Source organism: uncultured Victivallis sp. (assembly GCF_944391105.1).
GTDB lineage: Bacteria > Verrucomicrobiota > Lentisphaeria > Victivallales > Victivallaceae > Victivallis.
The window spans coordinates 25,091-44,293 of the sequence record NZ_CALXSK010000011.1; the positions used below are offsets into that span (position 1 = coordinate 25,091).

Consider the following 19,203-nt stretch of genomic DNA (forward strand, 5'->3'; position numbering starts at 1 on the left):
CCTTGCACGACTTTTCAACTCCCGAAATCGAAACGGCGGGACATATTATTTGAATTTCACCTCGTAGATGCGGGGAAGCCGGCGGGCCGGATAGTAGAGCGCGTCGCGCGCTTCGTCGTAAAATACGTTCGAGACTTCCGGCAGCAGCAGAAGCGGGGACTCCTCCGGATTCTCCAGATCCAGAATCCAGCACCCGAAATCCCCGGCGCTGCAGAGCCACCGGTTTTTCCTCAGTACCGCCGGATGTTGAATCGCGTGATAACCCGGGATTCGGCAGCGGGCCGTCCGCTTGTCGGAGGCGTGCTGCGCGAGAAGCCGGAGCGGTTCCGCCGCGGGGTCGTCGCCGGGAAGCGTGTAAAAGGCGCTGCCGAAATAGGTGCCGTCCTCCCCCAGCAGCAGGTCGCCGCTGCGGCGGAGCAGGAAATAGCCCGCCGCCGACGGGAAACGGCGAATCCGGCGGATGCTTTCGGTTTTCGGATCCAATGCCAGCAGCAGCACTTGATTCCGGTCGTCGACCGTGAAATAGAGCAATCCGTCGCGGCCGGGAAAAAAGCCCGAAACTTCACCCGTTGCCCCGGTTTTCAGCTCCGGACGGGAACTCCGCGCGTCCCAGATGGTTCGCCGGTCTCCCCCCTCCGGATCGCAGGAGTGCAGCGAGAGCGGAATCGAATTGCCACGGTTGCACGCCCCGCAGAGATAGAAGATCCGGGTGCTCGTGACGGTCAGAGCATGGATCTCCTCCCCCGGAAGTTCCGTGAAGAGTTTCCACCGGCGCGATTCGAGGTCGAAACAGCCGAGCCACCGGCGGCCGCCGCACCAGAGACGCTTCCCCTCCAGATACAGCACCGCGTGCGGCCGGGAAACGGGGAGTTCCGTCTCCAGCAGCTTTTCCGCCCGTCCCGTCGATGGATCCCATTGGTAGAGAACGGCTTTGTTTCCATGCGCCTGCCGGAGCGTATAATATTTCCCGTCGGCGAAAAGACTCCCCATCTCCCATCCCGCCCCCGGCAGCGGAATGGAGCGGATCGCGAACGCTCCGTTGAGTTCGGCGAGTGTCGCTTCCCAAACCAGCTGGTCGGGATGTTGATGGAGCAAATTTCCCGTCGTCGTCCGATATGCGATCTCCCTCAAAGGGTCTGTTTCAAGACGTTGATGGAGCGAGCTCCCCAGCATCTGAAGCGAATTTCCCAGATCGTTCCGGCAGATGCCCCGGTATGCGAGACGCCGGATCTCGGGCGCATATTGCAGAAGTTCTTCGTCTGTAGACTGCTGGACGGCGACAATCGCCCTGTCCTCACGGGACAGCGAATGTCCGAACTCTTTCAGGCACTCCCACGGACACTCCATGATGAATCCGCCCAGTTCCGATTCGCGCAGCCCGAAATAATCCCTGGCCGCCGCTTCCAGCAGACCGCCGTAAGAGGTCCGCGGGGAGGGGCGGAAATTCAAATGCTCGACGGCATGGCGGATCCTCGCCCGGAAGATTCGTTTGAACGTCTCCGGCGAACCGTCGCTGTTAAGGTACTCACGCAGAAATTTCAGTTCGGCGAGATGGGCTTCATATTTCGACGCGGGAAGCGCTTTCATCGCCTCCTCCATTTCCGGGAGGCGGGTGTTCAGAAGCTCGCGGGCACACTCCCACGCCCCTCGCCGGTTCCAGATTCCGCGGGCTTGCATGAACGGGCCGGGGAAGTACCACTCTCCGAGTCTGACGAATTTTCCCGGCTTGTCGGCGTGTTTCCGGAAGAGAGCGAGTTCGTCCAGATCGGCCTGCCAGGCGAGGCGCATCGCCTTGACCGCGTCGAAATGCGGCAGAAGATCGATGCCGTAACGGATCGCCCCCTCCTGTTCAGAGATCGACTCCCTGTCGCCGGGAGAATGTTTCCGGTCAAGCATGAGGTGCATGGCGCGGATCTCGTCCGTCAGGCGGTTCAGCTCGGCGGCTTCCTCCGGAGAGGGTGTGACGCGCTGCTCATAGTCGAAGAGGTTGAAAATCGGGCTGTGCAGTCCGGTCGGATGGAGGGTGAAGCCCGCTTTTTGTTTCGGGAACTCCCACTTTGGATATCGTTTCAGGAACGCTTCCGCATCCCGGACAAAACGATTCAGAATTGCGATCCGTTCCTGCCAGGACAGGCCGAAACGCGCGTATTCTCCGAGCTGAAAAAAGATCTCTTCGTAGCGGTAGCGCGGATTTTCCGGGTCGAGCACCCGCATGGCGGTGATCACTCTCCGCATCTTCCGTGTGTGCGGCGGCAGATTGGAGTTCAGATTCGGCGAGCGGCGCAGCAGCGCATAATATTCGTCAAAATACCGTTTCGCCTCGGCTTCGGCGGAAAACGGCACTTCGGAACTCGGGGTGTGCAGGGCATCGCAGATTTCTGCGGCAATCGGTTCCATCGTCCGGAGATCAGGAAAGACACGGTCAAGCAGCTCGTTGCCGTCCGCGGAGATGAGGCGCAGTTCCAGTGTGATCTCCCGGGCGTCGGAGCCCTGACGGAATTCGCATCGAATCTGTGTTTCCGACGGCAGAATCGGATGGATTTCCCCGGTGAGCGTCCGTTCCTCCTGAATCGCGGAGAGATGGTCGCGTTCCAGTAACAGGATCTTTTCCGCGTTGACCAGACGCTCCTGAAGTTCGAGAAGCAGAGCCGCGATTCTGTCGCGCTCCGCCGACGGAACATCGATGATGTCGACGAACGCGATGGAGAGAATCCGGGCGTCCGGTGCGGCACGTTTCTTTGCCGCCTCGGCGATCCATCGCGGAGCCTGCCGCATATCCAGACTCCGGCTCAGCAGTTTTGCCCCGGTTTTCGCGTGGAACAGTTCGAGATGGCTGGCCGAGAGGAGCGCGATCAGGTCGGCGTGGGGAAACAGCCGTTGCAGAACGGCCCCGTTCAGGGCGTCGAGGTGGTGTTCCCGGAGGACGGCATCGATCTCGAGCCGTTCCAGCAGTTCGATCTCCGGATCGGAGGAGAGCGCGGCGGTCAGCTGGTCGACCGGTGTTCTCTCGCCGATCAGAACCACCTTTTCCGCGCCGCCGAGGAGCAGCGGAAACAGCAGCAGCGCCGACAGCAGAAACAGTGCGGCGCCCGTTTTGCGAAAGACGACGGGAGTGACGGATTTCCGATTCGGTATTTCCTGCCGCTTCAAGTTCCGCCGGAGGATCTCCGCACGAGTTCCGAATGTTCCGCCGATTTTCCGCTGGCCGGGCTGATTCATTTTCCGCTCCGTGACTGCTGCTGTTCGAGTTTTTGCTTCAGAGTCTTTCCGGAGATAAGACGTTTTTCTTCCGGAAATCTTAGCGTTTTTCTCCGGCCGGCCGGGCATCTGCCCCGACCTGTTCCGTGGCCGTGTTCAACCGGTCGAGGTCGAGGGTCTGTTCGCGGCCGCGGAAGGTGATGCGGAATTGCTTCTCCGACAACCGTTTCACCACCGGCAGTTCATCGTTTTGCCGAAGCGGAAACAGCAGCGTCGCAAAACGGAACTCCCGCTTCCCCGCCGCTTTCATCGTGACGGTCGTCGCCGGGTGCAGCCGCGCTTCATTCCGGCCGACGTACCAGCCCGCCATGCGCGGCTCCGTCTGCTCCGAGGCGGTCGAGACGGTCAGCTCTTCCGGGAACAGCGGCACGATCAGCACATCGTATTTCCGCCCGAAGTTGGACTTCACCGCCCCCGGAAACTCCGGAACTGCAACGGTTTTCAACGTGTCGAGGTGAAACAGCAGCTCATAGTCGTGGGCCGCATTGTCCCGTGGCGTCAGGCTGTCGACGACGCAGAAGAAATCGGGTTTGCAGAACCGCACCTCGCGTCTGTGCACCGCCGGACGATCCTGCCCGAACTCCGCATCGTAACTTCCTCGCGCGTAATCGAATTCCTGCGTAGACACCCAGCCCGCGTCGACCGGCTTTTCGAGCTTTTTCGGTCCGCGCCGGTTCTGCGGCTTCCCGTCGACCAGGATCGTGTTGTGATCCGCCGCCGAGATTCCGTAACGCCGGGCGGCGGACTCCTCGTACTGCCCGCCGCCGTCGTCGAAGATCAACTCCTCGTCGCCCAGATAGAGGTTGATGTTGAGTTTGTCCTGATGCTGGTGTCCCATCCCGAGCGACCCGGCGTCGAAGCAGAGATAGGTCGCCTCCGGCCCCCAGTCGGAACGCATGGCCGCAAATCCCGCCCACGGCAGGAAGCGCGACGCGCTCCCTCCCTGCGGCGGCACCCCCTCGGCGCGGCGGCTCGCCCCCCACTGAAAATCCCGCCGTTCGGGGAAGAGCCGGGACGCTTTCCCGAGCAGCGCGTCCGTACGCAGCGTGAAACAGTCGTTCGTACGCGGCTGCGTGAATCCCGGTGTCGCCAGCGCGAGATACGCCTCCGCCGCCTTTTCGAGCAGCGGCGCGAAGTCCGGCGGCAGCTCCTCCGTCCGGTGATGCAGCTGCGCGAGCCGGAACATCTGGCTGCCGCAGGTGAAAACCACACTGTGATAGTCGGGCGAAAGTTCGTCGTGCATCCCGTCCGGCAGGATCTGTCCGCGCAACGCATCAGAGAGGGTCCTGGCCGATTTTCGCCGGAACGCCTCCGCGTCGGAGAACTCCGGAAAGAGCGTGGCGAACGTATAGACCCCGTTCATCTCCATCAACAGCCAGTTGCCGCTGGTCGGGTGTTCGAGCAGATGCACGGCCTGTCGGTGCATCGACGCGAGCATCAGGCAGAGATTCTCATCGGTGAACTCCGGCGAATGGCGGAACCGGTCGAATGCAACCGGCCAGGACCCCATCAGCCGCAATCCCGCTTCAATCGTGCGCCAGGCGCTGCCCGGAGCATTCCAGTTCGGTGGACAGTCGGTCTGGGCGATCCAGTCGCGGAGCTGGATATTGAATGCGCGCGCGTATTTTTCGTCTCCGGTTGCCGCATAGGCGTTCGCCATGTCATTCCAGAAGCTGTGACGGTTCAACTGCCACAGCCACTCGTGGTTGACCGGGCCGCGGATCGCGGTCGGATCGAAGAGATACCGGATGCGCCCCTCCGGAAATGTCCACGGAATGTTGACTTCCATCATTTCGCCGCGAACGGCCCGCTCCGCCCGGTCGGCGTTGTATCCGCGGCCGGTCTCTGCACTCCCGGGATCCTGCGGCCGTTCCCGGAAATACCGCGCGACGGTTCGGATGAGGGTCTGCGTGTCGCTGTTCCGCAATGCCGCGGCATATTCCGTGCCGAAGCGGGCGGAGTCGAGATGGCGGAACAGCTCTTCCAGGTGGCTCTGCCGTTTCTCCGCGGTCAGTTCGGGGAGCGGTGACGCGGCGGCCGCCGCCAGCATGCCGCAACCGGCGGCCGCGGCGATCAGACGGGACTTGTTGAGTTTCGACATGGTTTCTCCAATCGTGTTTGGCGACGGTGACGGAATTACTCTTTTTCAAGCAGAAACACGCAGCCGACCGCAAAGAGATTCGGCCAGTGGCGGGTCAGCAGCGGGAAGGAGTGTCCGATCGGAATTTCCTGAATCACCTTGATTCCCAGATGTCTGCACAACCGTCTGAAATCCTTGATCGTTCCGAGGTGGATGTTCGGTGTGTTGTACCACTGGTACGGAATCTCCTTCGTGCGCGGCATCGCCCCGGTCAGCATGAGCTGCATCCGGCAGGAGAAGTAGCCGAAGTTGATGAAACTCACCGCCGCGAGTTTTCCGACCCGGACGATCTTCCGCATCAGCTGGTCGGGACGGCGCATCTGCTGGATCGTCTGGCTCAGAATCACGAGGTCGAACGAATTGTCTTCGGCAAAATCCAGTTCCGCATCGAGATCGCTCTGCACGACCGGCACACCGTTGGCGATGCACTCCGCGATGAGATCCTGATCGATCTCCATGCCGAGGACTTTCGCGCCGCGTTCGTGTTTGAGCATCTTGAGAAAACTGCCGTCCCCGCAGCCGAGATCGAGCACCCTGTGTCCGGGATCGACCAGTTCCGCAATGACCGCGAGGTCGGGGCGGTTTCTGAGTTCGGAGTGAAAATGCTTAGCCACGGCGCGCCTCCTGACAGTTTCTCAGAAAATCACGGACCATCCGGCCGAGCGCATCGACCTCCAGCAGGAACGCGTCGTGTCCGTAACCGGATTTGATTTCGCAGAATGAGACGTTCAGCCGGTTTTTCAGCAGTGCATGCACGATTTTGCGCGATTCCGCCGTCGGAAACAGCCAGTCGCTCGAAAACGAGATGACCAGAAACGCCGCTTTCGCTTTCGAGAACGTTTTGGCCAGATCCCCGCCGCTGCGGTTGGCCATATCGAAATAATCCATCGCACGCGTGATGTAAAAATAGCTGTTCGCATCGAAGAGTTCGACGAACCGCCGCCCCTGATGCTCCAGGTAACTCTCCACCGCGAAGTCGCGCTGGAAATCGAAGCTGTAACTGTCGGCATCCTGAAGCTCTCTGCCGAACTTGCGGCTCATCGATTCATCCGAGAGATAGGTGATGTGCGCGAGCATGCGCGCGGTCGCAAGTCCCCCCTCCGGCACCCGGTCGGGCGAGTAGTTCCCCTCGTTCCAGCGCGGATCGTTCTTGATCGCCTCGCGGCCGACCCAGTCGAACGCGATGCTCTGCGGGGAGAGCTGCGACGTCGTCGCAATCGGAATGACGCCGTCAACCATATCCGGATAGTTGATCGCCCATTCGAGCGCCTGCATCCCCCCCATTGAGCCGCCGACGACCGCAAGCAGCCGCTTGATGCCGAGATGTTCGACGAGCTGCTTCTGCGCGCGAACCATGTCCCGGATCGTGATGACCGGGAACGTGAGATTGTAGGGATTCCCCGTGTCCGGATCGATCGAACGCGGCCCGGTCGACCCGGCGCAGCTGCCGATGACATTGCTGCAGATCACGAAATAGCGGTTTGTATCGATCGCCTTGCCGGGGCCGACCATCTCATCCCACCAGCCCGGTTTTGGGTCCTCCGGCGTGTAGCGTCCGCAGACGTGCGCATTTCCGGAGAGGGCGTGCGTAATCAGAACCGCATTGTCCGCTTCCGGAGTCAGCGTCCCGACAATTTCATAACGAATGTTCACCTGCTTGAGCACCCGTCCGCAGTCGAGCGGCAGCGGCTCCTTCAGTTGAAAATTCAATGGTACAGTGATCAGCACCTTGATGCGCTCCTTCCCGGACATAATTGTCAAATTATGTAATATACACGTCCGGAACGCAGAATGCAAGTTCGGCCCCCCTCCGGCCTCAGTCGATCGCGGCGATGTACGGCAGATTGCGGTAGCGTTCGTCCGCGTCGAGCCCGTAGCCGACAAGGTAACGCTGCGGGCAGAGAAAACCGGCCCAGTCGGCGTGTGCGAGCCCGTTCGGGCGCGGGATCTCCTTCTCCACCATGACGGCGGTGCGGACGCCGGAGGCACCGAGCGCACGGAGTTTTTCGCTCACATGCTTCAGTGTCGTGCCGGTGTCGAGCACTTCGTCGAGGAGCAGAATCTCCCGTCCTTTCGGATCGAGTTTCAGCGTCGAGCGGAAGTCGAGACTCCCGGTGCTCGTCCGGTTCGCGTAGCTCGCGACCCCGATCGAGTCGAGCCAGATCGGCAGCGCGATCGCGCGCGACAGATCCGCGGCGAAACAGATTCCGCCGTTCATCAGCGCGATGACGGTCAGCGGTCTGTCGCGGTAGAATTCGGTGATCTCGTTCCCCATCGCGGCGATTCGTTCGGCGATGCGGTCGGTCGAAAAAAGAATATCCATGTGCGTCGGTTCTCCCGGATTATTTCTGTGGTATGACGACATTGCCCGCCGCAACGATGTTTTCCACCGATTCCGGGTCGTAGAATACGCCGGGGTTCGGCACGTTCGGTGAGGCGATGTAGCGGTTGTTCACGATCTTCACATCCGACGCGCTTGTGACGAAGAACGCCGCCCGGTAGGGGAGGGGATCGCGCCGCGGCGTCGGATTCTCGAACGTGTTGCCGCGGAATGTGACGTTCCCGGCCGAGCTGATGAATGCCACGAGCCCGAAGCTGTTCCGGAAACGGTTGTTTTCAAACAGAATGTTCGAGAGAATCGGGTAGCGCGTCCGCTCGGTCGACGGATCGGTCTTCATGTAGACCCCCATGTAGATGTCGCGCGCCTTGCCGTCGTTGGCGACGTCGCGCGGGTTCACGCTGTCGAACGTGTTGTTGCGCACGACGATGTTGTCCGCGCCGTAACCCTCGCTCCAGACGTTGAAGGTGTAGCCGGTTTCGATCTTGATCGCGCCCATTTCGTTGTGGCGGAAACGGTTGTTTTCCAGCGTGATGTCCCGTCCGAGCAGCAGGATGCCGCGCGCGCGGTTGTCGTGGAAGAAGCAGTTCCGCACGATGATGTTGCGTGTATCGTAATTCCAGTTGAAGAGGATGAAGCCGTCGTCGATCGGTTCCGGTACCGGATCGCGGAACGTGATTTCGTGGATTCCCTTTCCGTTGTCGATCGTCCGGGTCGAAACCACGGTGGAACGGAATCCCGACGGAGAGTAGTCGCCATGACGCAGTTCGACCGGCGTGCCGGGCGGATAGGTTTCGATCGCGCGCATGTTTCGGGTGCGGACCGAATGCGTTCCGGATTTTTCCGCATAGCCGGAACAGTCGTGTGCATTCAGGCAGTCGTCCGCGCCGAGGCTGAATTCGCACTCCTCCATGCGGAAGAATCCGCGTGACCGCGCGATGTGGCAGTGGTCGGCCGTGCAGGTGATGATCCGGCGCGGAATTCCCTTCGGCGCGACGATGTTGACCCGCCGGAACTCCCAGAACTGCTGCGTGCCGCTGACCACAAACGCATGTCCCGCGCAGGAGAAGATGTTGACGTCCTCGATCGTGAGGTGACGGTTGTCGGAGAGCACGAATCCGTTCATGTCGTAATAGTAGTGCTGCATCCGGAAGAGCTGTCCAGGCTGGAAACAACTCAGATCCTTCGCGTGAACCCGCAGAAGATTTCCGGAGAGCCACTCGGTTTCCGGACGGTTCTGTCCTGCGAAGAACTCGAATCCGCGGTCGAATCCGCCTTCGATTCCGACCGATTTCGTCGCGGGATCGTAGCTGCTCACGATCGCAACGCGCACATCCCGGCGCGGAAACGTTTCGTACTCGACGAACTTGAAGTCGACACTCTCCGGCGTGACCGCCGCGACCTCGACGAGACTGGCGAGCGGATCTTTTTCCCACTCCCAGTCCATGTTGAAGTTGCGCAACACAAGCCGTTCACACTGTTCCACGAGAAAGTTCGGCTGCCGCTTCTTGAGCCAGACGAATGTCGCACCGCCGCCGTCGAATACAAAGTCGCGCATCTCGCGGAAGCGGAGCGAAACATCTGAAGTCATGCGGTAAACCCCCGGTGCAATCGTGAGACGGGCCGCGCCGGTCCGGCGGCAGTGTTCAAGTGCGCGGTTCAGCGCCGGGATATTGTCTGGATTTTCCGGCGAAACGCCGAATTCCGCCGCATCGACGACCGTACCGCCGGAATTGCGCGGCGGATCGATCGTGAATTCCTTCGCCCCGGTCGGCAGTTCCCCGAGACTGCCGGTGAACGGTTTCGCGTCCGGCGTCGCCGCCAGATAGACTTCTCCGGTTCCTTCTGCAAGCGTAAAATCCATGATCTCCCCCTTGAGTTTGCGGAATGTGTGAATTTGAAACGAGTAGTCGTCCGCCCGGCTTCCCGTGCGGAATTTGATCTTGACCTGCCGGAATTCACCCGCGCCCCCTTCGTTCCGGCGCATGGTGTCGAGTGACGAGTCCGGACGCGAGAACGGCCGGCAGAGAAAGTGGAGAAATTTCTTCTCCATATCAGGCGAATCGATCCGGTATCGAAACGTCACAACGTAGTCGCTTCCCGGCTTCAGTACCCCCGGCCGCGTGCGGAGCACGGGTGTCCACGTTTCATCGCGCCCGGTCGTGTCGATCCGCAGGAGTTCGCCATTTTCGCTCACGCTTCCGACACTCTCGCCGAGCGCGAAACGGGACGGGTCGCGAAAGCCCTGAAGGATCGTCGCCGGCTCTTCCTCCGAAGCGGTCAGCGCGACGGCGGCAAACAGAAGCAACGCGATTTTTGCAATCATAACGACGACCTCTTCCGATTGTTTTACGGTTAAGATAGCCGCTTCCGGAAAAAATGCGAGTGTTTTTTTCAAAAAGCCGGTCCTTTTTCTTGAAACTTAGGAACTCCTGAATTATATTGCTCTTTACTGGCGGGGGACCGTTCCCGGAAGAGGAAGTGGAAAGGAGAACAATCATGAAGGCGTTGGTGGTCTATTCATCGAAAACCGGAAACACGGAAGCGATTGCGGAGGTCGCGGCCGAGGCGTTCGGGCGCGATACGGTTCTTTCTCCGATCGCCGAAGCGCCGGACTACCATGAATTTGACCTCATCGCGGTCGGATTCTGGATCGACAAAGGCCATCCGAATCATGAGATCCAGAAATATATCCGGAGATTGAAGGGGAAGAAGGTTGTACTTTTCTTCACCCTCGGCGCGAATCCCGATTCCGATCATGCGCAGGAGTGCCTGAGAAACGCGGAGGCGATGTTCGCCGGAAATGAGATCGTCGGCCACTTCATCTGCCAGGGGAAGATCGATCCCGCAAACATCAAATGGATGCGCCAGATGGTCGCCGGCGGCCCGCGCATCTCCGCCGGAGACGCCCGCTGGGGGCAGGCCGCGGAACATCCCGGCCCCGACGACCTCGTCCGGGCGCGGGAGGTGTTTTGCGAGATTTTCCTGCGATTGCAGTGAGTTGTGCTGCAAAAAAACGCCGCGGTCTCTTTGGGAAACCGCGGCGTTCCGCCTTTTCTGAAAACGGGTGAATGCGATTACTCGCTCATCTCCTTGAGCGCCGCCTTGCGCGACAAACTGATCTTGCCGTTGGCCGGATCGATGTCGAGCACTTTGACCGAGACGTAATCGCCCTCATTGCAGATGTCCGTCACCTTGTTGACGCGGTAGTCGGCCAGCGCGGAGATGTGCAGCAGCCCTTCCACGCCCGGGAGAATCTCCACAAATGCGCCGAAGTCGCGGATGGAAACGACCTTGCCGCGATAGATCTTGCCGATCTCGGGCTCCGCAGTGCAGGCCGAGACGCGCAGTTTCGCCGCTTCGAGGTGCTCCTTGTCCGGAGCCATGATCTTGACGGTGCCGTCCTCCTCGATGTCGATGGAGGTGCCGGTCTCCTCGGTGATCGCGCGGATGTTCTTGCCGCCGGGGCCGATGAGTGCGCCGATCTTGTCCGGATTGATCTTGACCACTTCGAGGCGCGGAGCGCGCGGCGAGATGTCCGGACGCGGGGCGGCGATGCACGCCTCCATCACGTCGAGAATCTTCATGCGCGCAATGCGGTTGCGCTCCATGCCCTCGCAGAGCAGATCGATCGGAATGCCGGGCAGCTTCAAATCGAGCTGGAATCCGGTGATGCCGTCGCGGGTTCCGCACACCTTGAAGTCCATGTCGCCGAAATGGTCTTCCGCGCCGATGATGTCGGTGAGCAACAGCCGTTTGCCGTCTTTCCCGGTCACAAGTCCGCAGCTGATGCCGGCCACCGGGGCGGAGATCGGAACGCCCGCATCCATGAGCGCGAGCGTCGCGCCGCAGACCGACGCCATCGAAGTCGAACCGTTCGAACTCATGATCTCCGAAACGCAGCGGACCACGTAGGGGAAGTCCTTCGGAACCACCTTGGAGACCGAACGCTCCGCGAGGTTGCCGTGGCCGATTTCGCGGCGGCCCGGGCCGGTGATGCGGCCGACTTCGCCGACGCTGAAATTCGGGAAGTTGTAGTGCAGATAAAACCGCTTCTTCGTGATGCCGGTTTCGCTTGTGAGGTCGTCGGTTTCCTGGGCATCTTTTTCGTTGCCGAGGGTCGCGAGCACGAGCGCCTGGGTTTCGCCGCGCGAGAAGAGCGCGCTGCCGTGAACCACGGGCAGGACGCTGACTTCGGCGGAGAGCGGCCGGATCTCGGTGATCGAACGGCCGTCCGGACGGAACTGTTTTTCCAGGATCACGTTGCGGGTCGTTTCGCGGACGAGGTTGTCGAATCCGATCGCGGTCATGAAGCCGTATTCGGCGTCACTCATATCGGCGAACTGTTCGCGCAGCGCCTCGCGGACTTCGGAACGCAGCGCATCCATCGCGACCATGCGGTCCTCCTTGCCGGGGATCGTGCAGACACCTTCGATGCGGTCGGCGCAGAACTTCTGCATGGCGTCTGCGAGCGCTTCGGGAACGAGGTAGAGTTTGTAGTCTTTCTTCGTGCGTCCGGCGCGTTTGGCGAGTTCGATCTGGGCGTCGCACTGTTTCTTGACGGCTTCGTTCGCGAGGTACATCGCTTCGCGCATCTGGGCTTCGGAGACGAATTCGGCTTCGCCTTCGATCATGATGACCTGGTCGGGACGGCCGGCGTAGATGAGTTCGAGTTTGCTCTTCTCCATCTCGGCGCGGGTCGGATTGACGACGAATTTACCGTCGACGAGGCCGACGCGGACCGCGCCGATCGGGCCGTCGAACGGGAGATCCGAGAGCATCAGAGATGCGGAAGCGCCGACCATCGCGAGCACGTCGGGCTCATTCACGCCGTCGGCGGAGAGCAGCACACATGAGATCTGCACCTCATCGAAGAACCCTTCGGGGAAGAGCGGACGGATGGGGCGGTCGATCATGCGGCAGGTGAGGATCTCCTTGGTGGAGGGGCGGCCTTCGCGTTTGATGTAGCCGCCGGGGAACTTGCCTGCCGCGGAATATTTTTCCCGGTAGTCGACCTGAAGCGGGAAGAAGTCGGTTCCCTCGCGCGGGGCGCCGGAGCAGGCCGCGGCGAGAACGATGGTGTCGCCGAGGCGGACGAGGCAGGAACCGTTTGCGAGGCGGGCGACTTTGCCGGTGGAGATCTCCATCTCCCGTTCGCCGTCGAACTTGAAAATGATTTTTTCTTCAGCCATGATAGATTTCCTTTTCTCCTGTTGGGCTGTTTTGGGGAGGAAAGGCGTGCTCCGGTCGCGTCCGGCCAAGGGCCTTTCGACTCGCGGAATCCCGGTATCAACCCCCGGAACGGATCCCGGATGCTGATAACGACCGAATTCCACAAAATCAAGCCGAAGCCGGAGACACTCCTCTCCCGCATACAATTGAAGTAATATATCGCATTATTGTAAAAAAAACAAGTTGCAAGGCTTGTTTATTCATCGGTTTCTTCGATATTCCGGACTCCATCCAGGACGGGAAGTCGGGTTTCCAGCTCTTTTTGAACACGTTCCGCCGCCACGGCCCGGATACAGTGAAATCTTTCCGCTTTTCCGGAATAGACGCATTGCCAGCGGCAGCCCGCATGGGGACAGCCGCCGCTGATCACACGGGGGGGGCGGACGCCGGGAAGCCATGAGAGATTCTCCGGGTAGGGCAGGAAGATTCCCGGCTGTCCTTGTCCGGCTATGGTCAGGGCGGGAATCCCGGACATCGCCGCAAGATGGATGCCGCCCGTATCGTTGCCGATGACCAGCTGCGCATGGCGGATTGTCGCAGTGAATTCTTCGATGCTTTGCCGTCCGGTCAGATTGTGCTGTCGCCGGCGGCACGATGCGAGCAGCGTTTCCGCCAATGGAGACTCATCCGCAGTTCCGCAGACGACGACGGCATATCCTGCCTCTTCCGCTTTTCTGGCGATTCGACCGAAGTTTTCCGGTGGCCAGATCACTTTTTCGCTCTTGCCGCTGCCAGGCAGAAAAACCACATACGGGGCTGCCGAAAGTTCTGCGGGGAGGGGGGGAAGTTGAAGCTGCGGCATCCGGCAGGTCGTTTCGTTGTCCGTTTCAAGGTGGTTCAGAAAGCAGCGGTTTCGGAGGAGTTCGTGTGCATTCCGCAATTCGCCGGAATCGATTCGTCTGGTGTAAGCCCGTTCCGCAAAACGCATCAGGCGGAAGTGAAGATGATCCGGTGTCGAGGCGAATGCGATGCTTTGCGGCGCACGGACTGCGAGCGCAAGCAGGTCCTCGACCAGAACTTCCCGGTAAAACCGGGGCTGTAACAGCAGATCGAATTGTTCTGTCGCGACCCGTTTCAACTGTTCCCGGCGGTAGCGGGCGTCGGTGAGGAACGCCGCCGGATCAAGTTCCGTGCAGCGGTCAAACCCGAGTTGCCGGGCCAGCGGCATCCAGAGTGGGCGCCCGAGCAGGGTGATTTCATGGGTTTCCGGCGGGTAAATTCGCCGCAACGCCGCTGCGAACGGCAGAAACAGTGCGAAGTCCCCGATCCGGTCGAGACGGATCACCAGAACCCGTTTTCTTCGATGCGTCTCGTTCCGTTCCCGGGCCGGCAGAGGTCGGAGCGTATAGCGGGCAAAGTCGGTCAGCAAACTGAGTTTATGATTCAACCGCATGGTCAGTGCAGCTTTCTCGCCAGCCATCGGCCGAGTCGCCGATGAAACGGATTGGCGTAATCCTCCCGAAAGGTCTCGGCGTCGAGTTTCATATTCGGCACGATAAAGTTCGGATGGCACAGGGGAAACTCCATCGGAATGGCCGGAATCCGGGCGAATGGACTGTCGGCCGTGTGCATTGCATCCGGCGTGCAGCCGATGTTGATCACCAGATTGTGTCGTGGTGTGATGGAGAGAGCATGGTTTTTGAAATGGGCATAACTCCATTGGGCATCCCAGGTGTTGAACGCTGGATCGCCCCGGTAAACCTTCTCAAGTATTTCCGTCCAGCGCTTTCGCTCGGTCCGGTCCGGGAATGTTGCGGAGAGAGCCCCGGATCGGACGAAATCCGGGAAATCCTCCATCTGCGGAGAGTAACAATGCCATGCCCTGCGCCAGGTGGCCCACCCCCAGATGTGGGGATAGCGGGAGAAGTAATAACTCTCGCTTAATTTCGGCTTGCTCAACAAGCTGTTGACGCCGCTGATGTTCATGATCCGCTTATCGTCACGATAGCGTTCCAGCATCTCTCCGCAGAAACGGAAAAAGGTTGGATCAGGCAGGCAGTCCTCTTCAAAGACAATCCCCTCTTCGACTTCGGAAAAAAACCAGCTGATCGCCGACGGTACGGCACTGCGGCACCCGGTGTTGGTGTCGAGAAACCGGGTTTTTACTTCGCACTCCCAGTCCACTGCGGAGGCCAGTGCACGCGACTGCCGCATGCGCTCCCATTCGCCGGAGTGGTCTTTGCGCGGGCCGTCGCAGGCGAAGAACAGCTTCGATGGATGAACGGCGCGAATTCTTTCAAAAACCCGCTCCGCCATTTCCGGACGGTTGAATAATATCAGCAGTATCGGCGTTTGAAACGCCGCCTTGTCCATGACAGTCGTCGGTGTTTCGGTTCCGACGATCGATTTCTCTCTCTTGCTTTCCATATTGGTGACTCTGATTCCGATTCCCTTAGTATACTCTCATTCGCCTCTGAAAGCAAGCTCTGTTGCGAATTTCCACGACGGATTCTTGAAACTGCGCCATCTGCGGGGTATGTTAAGAGCCGGAATATCCCTGTGAGAATGAGGTTGCGGAAAATGTTCGAGGCATTGCGTCGACAAATCGGCTTTTGGGCCGGGCACAGCGGTGTTCGTCGCTACGGCGCGAACACGCTCTGGATGCTGGCAGAAAAAGGAGGGCGCCTCGTTCTCGGATTTCTGGTGGGGATTTACGTCGCCCGGCAGCTCGGCCCTGCGCAGTATGGATTGCTGAATTATGCGATCAGCTTCATCGCGCTGTTTTCCGTGCTTGTGACGCTCGGAATGGATCCGGTGCTTGTGCGGGAACTGGTTAAACGGCCATCCCGTGCGGATTGCATCCTCGGCAGTGCCCTGGCGTTGAAGGCCGCGGGATTCGGTGTAATGGTTGTCGCGGTCGGCGCAATACTGCTCTTTTCGCCGATGACGAATGGAGAACGGTTGCTTTTGGCGATCGTTCTGGCAGGGTATGCGTTTCAAATTTTTCAGGTTTTCGATTTTAGTTTTCAGGCACGGGTTCTCGCCAAATACAGCGCTGTTTCGCAGATCACGGCACTGCTGGTGGTTTCCGGCGCCCGGCTCTGGTTTGCCTGGCGGGGGGCTCCTCTCTGGTGTTTCGCACTCGCTGAATCGATTTACATGGCCTTCTCCGCACTCGGTTATGTGCTGTTTTATCGTTATCTGGGCGGACGCTTCCGGGCATTGCGGGTAGAACGTGAAGAAGTCAAATTTCTGGCGATGGAGTCACTTCCGCTGTTTCTGGCAGCATTCGGAGTTATGTTTTATTTGAGGTTTGATCAGCTGATTGTGACCTGGTTGCTTGGCGATGCGGCGAACGGACAGTATGCCGTGGCTGTGCGGCTCTCGGAGGTTCTGTTTCTCTTTCCTCTTGTGGTCGCCGACTCGTTTTTCCCTTCTCTGATCGGGACACGTTCCACCTCAATTCGGCGTTATTATCAACGGACGGAACGGCTTATGCGATTCCTGTTCTATTCGGCTCTGGCGATTCTTCTTCCTGCCGCATGCGTCGGATATTTTCTGATTGTTCTGCTCTACGGGGAGGCGTACCGGGAGGCTGCGTGGCTTTATGTGATTCTTCTTGCTAAAATTCTTCTGGTTTATCCCGGTCAGGTGAATGCGAAGTGGTATCTTGCGGAAAACATGCAGAAGATTTCCATGGCGGTTTCGTTCTGCGGGTGTGCCTTGAGTGTGGTTCTTGATTATCTGATGATTCGGCTTTGGGGCGTGACCGGAGTCGCGGTTGCCGCTTTTCTAATCAATTTCGCTACTTATCTGGTTTTTCCGCTGCCGTTTCGTAAGGGACGGCAGGGCGTGCGGCTTTTCCTGCGGGCGATGTTGCCGATATTCCGCTGAAGTGGCGGCTGCTCATTCTGCCTTGACCGCTTCGCTGAAGATCTCCGAATAGGCTTCGTAGGCTTTGTGATAGCGGGAGGCGTAGGGTTTGCTGAAGCTTTTCGCCGTGTACTCCCGGTAGCGCCGGATCTTCGGCAGTGAGTGGGTGCAGAAAATCCGCAGCTGATTCACCGTCGAAATTTCCACTTCACTCAACACCTGCTCTCCGCGCAACCGTTCCGTGTCCGTGTACCGGATTCCGAAATGTTTCAGCGTCGGATTCTCTGCGTCAAGAATCGCATTCCCGAGTTTTGTAAAACTGCCCAACCCGCGCACCATCTCCCGCAGCAATTCGATCAGATCGCGGATTCCCTGTTCCCGCGCAGCCGTGTCAGGGCTTGAAAGCGTCAGCAGAATCGAACTCGTGTCGTCCGCGGCGATTTCAAGCAGCCCGGAGATGGTTTCGTAATGTTTCTGCCGCCACCTTTCATCGTGGGCGAAGAGTTCCTGATCGTCGATCAACCGGCTCGCGTGGTCGTATGCCGCATCGCGCCGCCCGAGCAGCGGCGGCAGATTCAGCTTGATGAGCTGATCCGCGTTGCGCGGCGACCGATGAATCGGCGCCGCCGGCCGGATCCACTCCCAGGTGCGCTTGACCCGGTTCAGAAACTCATTGTGCAGATTCATTTCTCTGTGGTTTCCGTTCTGCCGCCCGGAGTTTCCCGGGCGGCGGTTATGTCAACAGCTTACGGCAGATAGGTGAACTGGAACGCCTTGCTCGCATTGACCGCTTCGCGGATCTTCTCCACAAGCATCTCCGGAACTTCGACGTTCGTCTTGACCACCGTGAGCGAAAGCCCGGACTTCAGATCCTGCGGCGCACGGATGTCGACGATGTTGATGTTCTTTTCCCCGAGGATCCCGGCGATACGGCCGATCACGCCCGGTTCGTCCTTGTATTCGACGAAAAGATGATGACCGGTCGGCTCAAGATAGAGCTGATCGAAGTCGTTCAACCGCGAGATCATGAGGTTGTTCTCCGTGATCGTTCCGCGCGCGCTGGCCTTGTAGATCAGATTGCCGCCGACGAAGAGGTCGATGGTCATCGCTTCGCCATAGTGCTTGTTGTTGTCGACTTCCCGGTTCACGAGCTCGATCCCCGCGTCGGAGAGGTAATGCTCCGCGTCGGAAGGAGTGGTGTCGGGCGCGAATTCCGCCGCGATTCCGGCCGCAATCGGCGGCGTCATCCACTTCGCGTACTTCGCAAGGTCTCCGTAGAAGCTGGTTTCAATCCGGGTCGGATTCTCCTTGCCGAGATAGGCATTCGTCAGGCTGGTCAGCACGTAGGCGAGCTTCTGATATTTTGCGTCGAGCCCATCCGGCAGCGCCTTGTTGACCACGCAGTTCGTGATTCCCTGCTCGAAATAGGCGATAGTCTGCTCGGCGGCCCGCTTGGCCGCGACGAAATTCGCTTCAAACGTATTTGCTCCGAGGTGGGGAAGCATGAGGTCGCAGACATCCGCGATCGGCTTTTCGCCGGCCACGTCCTTCGGATAGACGTCGTTGCAGAAGAAGATCTTCTTTTCGGCCTTGACCGCACGCAGATCGGCTTCGTTGAGGATTCCGGCACGCGCGCAGTTCAACAGCATCGCGCCGGGCTTCATGAGTTCGAGCAGCCGGCGGTTGATCATTCCGCGTGTCTCGTCGTTTTCGGGAATGTGCAGAGAGATGAAGTCCGACTCCGTGAAAATGTGTTCGACACTGGTCAGTTCCACCCCGAGTTTCTCCGCCAGCGCGGGCGAGAGCATCGGGTCGTAACCGAGAACCTTCATTTCGAACCCCGAGAGCCGCTTCACGAGCAGCTGACCGATGTGACCGAGTCCGAGGATGCCGATCGTTTTCCCGGTCAGTTCATGCCCCATGAACTTGCTCTTTTCCCAGTCGCCCTTGCGGGTCGAGATGTCGCCCGCTACCACGTGGCGGCTGACCGCGAGCATCATGGCGATGACTTCCTCGGCTACGGCGTTCGAATTGGCGCCGGGCGTGTTCATCACGTCGATGTCGTGCTTGCGCGCATACTTGATGTCGATGGTGTTGTAACCGGCTCCGGCGCGGACGATGAGCTTCAGGTTCGGCAGAAGGTCGATGATTTCCGGTGTGATCTTTTCGCTGCGGACGATCAGAACTTCCGCATCGGAATTCGCCTTGACCAGTTCGTCGAGCGGGGTCGCCGCATCGAGCACCACTTGATAGCCGCGGTCGGACAGCATGGTGGCTGCGAATTTGTCCAGTTTGGTCGGAATCAAAACTTTACGCATGATGATATCTCCAATGTGAATGATGGCCCGCCTCAAAATGAATCAACGCGAAGCGGAATCTGCGGAGCCCCGCAGCCGCTTTCCTCTTAATATACCATGTTCCA

Annotated in this window: 13 protein-coding genes; 2 read left to right on the forward strand and 11 right to left on the reverse strand. The window is 59.5% G+C overall.

Translation table 11 applies throughout. The annotated features are described in order from the left end of the window. Positions 1–45: 45 nt before the first annotated feature. The 6 genes from Q0K10_RS05470 to Q0K10_RS05495 form a co-directional block, all read right to left on the reverse strand. On the reverse strand, positions 46–3,219 hold the full coding sequence (locus Q0K10_RS05470) for a hypothetical protein (protein ID WP_294504299.1): 3,174 nt from the start codon (positions 3,217–3,219) through the stop codon (positions 46–48). A 79-nt stretch (positions 3,220–3,298) separates the two neighbouring features. Next, a complete protein-coding gene (locus Q0K10_RS05475) occupies positions 3,299–5,359 on the reverse strand; it encodes an alginate lyase family protein (RefSeq protein WP_294504301.1) in 2,061 nt (686 codons plus the stop codon). Positions 5,360–5,394: 35 nt separating this feature from the next. Then, positions 5,395–6,012 carry a methionine biosynthesis protein MetW gene (gene metW / locus Q0K10_RS05480; RefSeq protein ID WP_294504304.1) on the reverse strand — a complete coding sequence of 206 codons (618 nt, stop codon included), beginning with the start codon at positions 6,010–6,012 and terminating at the stop codon, positions 5,395–5,397. After that, a complete protein-coding gene (locus tag Q0K10_RS05485) occupies positions 6,005–7,126 on the reverse strand; it encodes a homoserine O-acetyltransferase (RefSeq protein WP_294504307.1) in 1,122 nt (373 codons plus the stop codon). The genes metW and Q0K10_RS05485 overlap by 8 nt, the downstream gene beginning before the upstream one ends. A gap of 88 nt (positions 7,127–7,214) precedes the next feature. Beyond that, positions 7,215–7,721, reverse strand: a complete 507-nt coding sequence (locus Q0K10_RS05490) for a phosphoribosyltransferase (RefSeq protein ID WP_294504310.1) — start codon at positions 7,719–7,721, stop codon at positions 7,215–7,217. Between the two features lie 19 nt (positions 7,722–7,740). Next, positions 7,741–10,062: a right-handed parallel beta-helix repeat-containing protein gene (locus Q0K10_RS05495; protein WP_294504313.1), complete on the reverse strand. Its 2,322-nt coding sequence runs from the start codon at positions 10,060–10,062 to the stop codon at positions 7,741–7,743. Positions 10,063–10,235: 173 nt separating this feature from the next. On the opposite strand from Q0K10_RS05495, the gene Q0K10_RS05500 reads away from it, so the two are divergent. Then, on the forward strand, positions 10,236–10,736 hold the full coding sequence (locus tag Q0K10_RS05500; protein ID WP_294504316.1) for a flavodoxin family protein: 501 nt from the start codon (positions 10,236–10,238) through the stop codon (positions 10,734–10,736). Positions 10,737–10,813: 77 nt separating this feature from the next. Here the strand turns inward: Q0K10_RS05500 and Q0K10_RS05505 are convergent, their stop codons facing one another. From Q0K10_RS05505 to Q0K10_RS05515, 3 genes are all read right to left on the reverse strand, one after another. Further along, the gene (locus Q0K10_RS05505) at positions 10,814–12,928 is read right to left on the reverse strand and encodes a polyribonucleotide nucleotidyltransferase (RefSeq protein ID WP_294504319.1); all 2,115 of its coding nucleotides are present in this window, start codon (positions 12,926–12,928) and stop codon (positions 10,814–10,816) included. Positions 12,929–13,164: 236 nt separating this feature from the next. Further along, positions 13,165–14,388: a glycosyltransferase family 9 protein gene (locus tag Q0K10_RS05510; protein WP_294504321.1), complete on the reverse strand. Its 1,224-nt coding sequence runs from the start codon at positions 14,386–14,388 to the stop codon at positions 13,165–13,167. Then, entirely contained in the window at positions 14,364–15,335 is a 972-nt protein-coding gene (locus Q0K10_RS05515; protein WP_294504324.1) for a hypothetical protein, read from the reverse strand. The genes Q0K10_RS05510 and Q0K10_RS05515 overlap by 25 nt, the downstream gene beginning before the upstream one ends. 138 nt (positions 15,336–15,473) lie before the next feature. On the opposite strand from Q0K10_RS05515, the gene Q0K10_RS05520 reads away from it, so the two are divergent. Then, a complete protein-coding gene (locus Q0K10_RS05520; protein ID WP_294504328.1) occupies positions 15,474–16,802 on the forward strand; it encodes a flippase in 1,329 nt (442 codons plus the stop codon). Between the two features lie 12 nt (positions 16,803–16,814). Here the strand turns inward: Q0K10_RS05520 and Q0K10_RS05525 are convergent, their stop codons facing one another. Next, entirely contained in the window at positions 16,815–17,468 is a 654-nt protein-coding gene (locus Q0K10_RS05525; protein WP_294504330.1) for a hypothetical protein, read from the reverse strand. 59 nt (positions 17,469–17,527) lie between these two features. Beyond that, complete coding sequence (locus Q0K10_RS05530; protein ID WP_294504332.1) at positions 17,528–19,099, reverse strand: 3-phosphoglycerate dehydrogenase family protein; 1,572 nt, start codon at positions 19,097–19,099, stop codon at positions 17,528–17,530. Positions 19,100–19,203 lie beyond the last annotated feature (104 nt).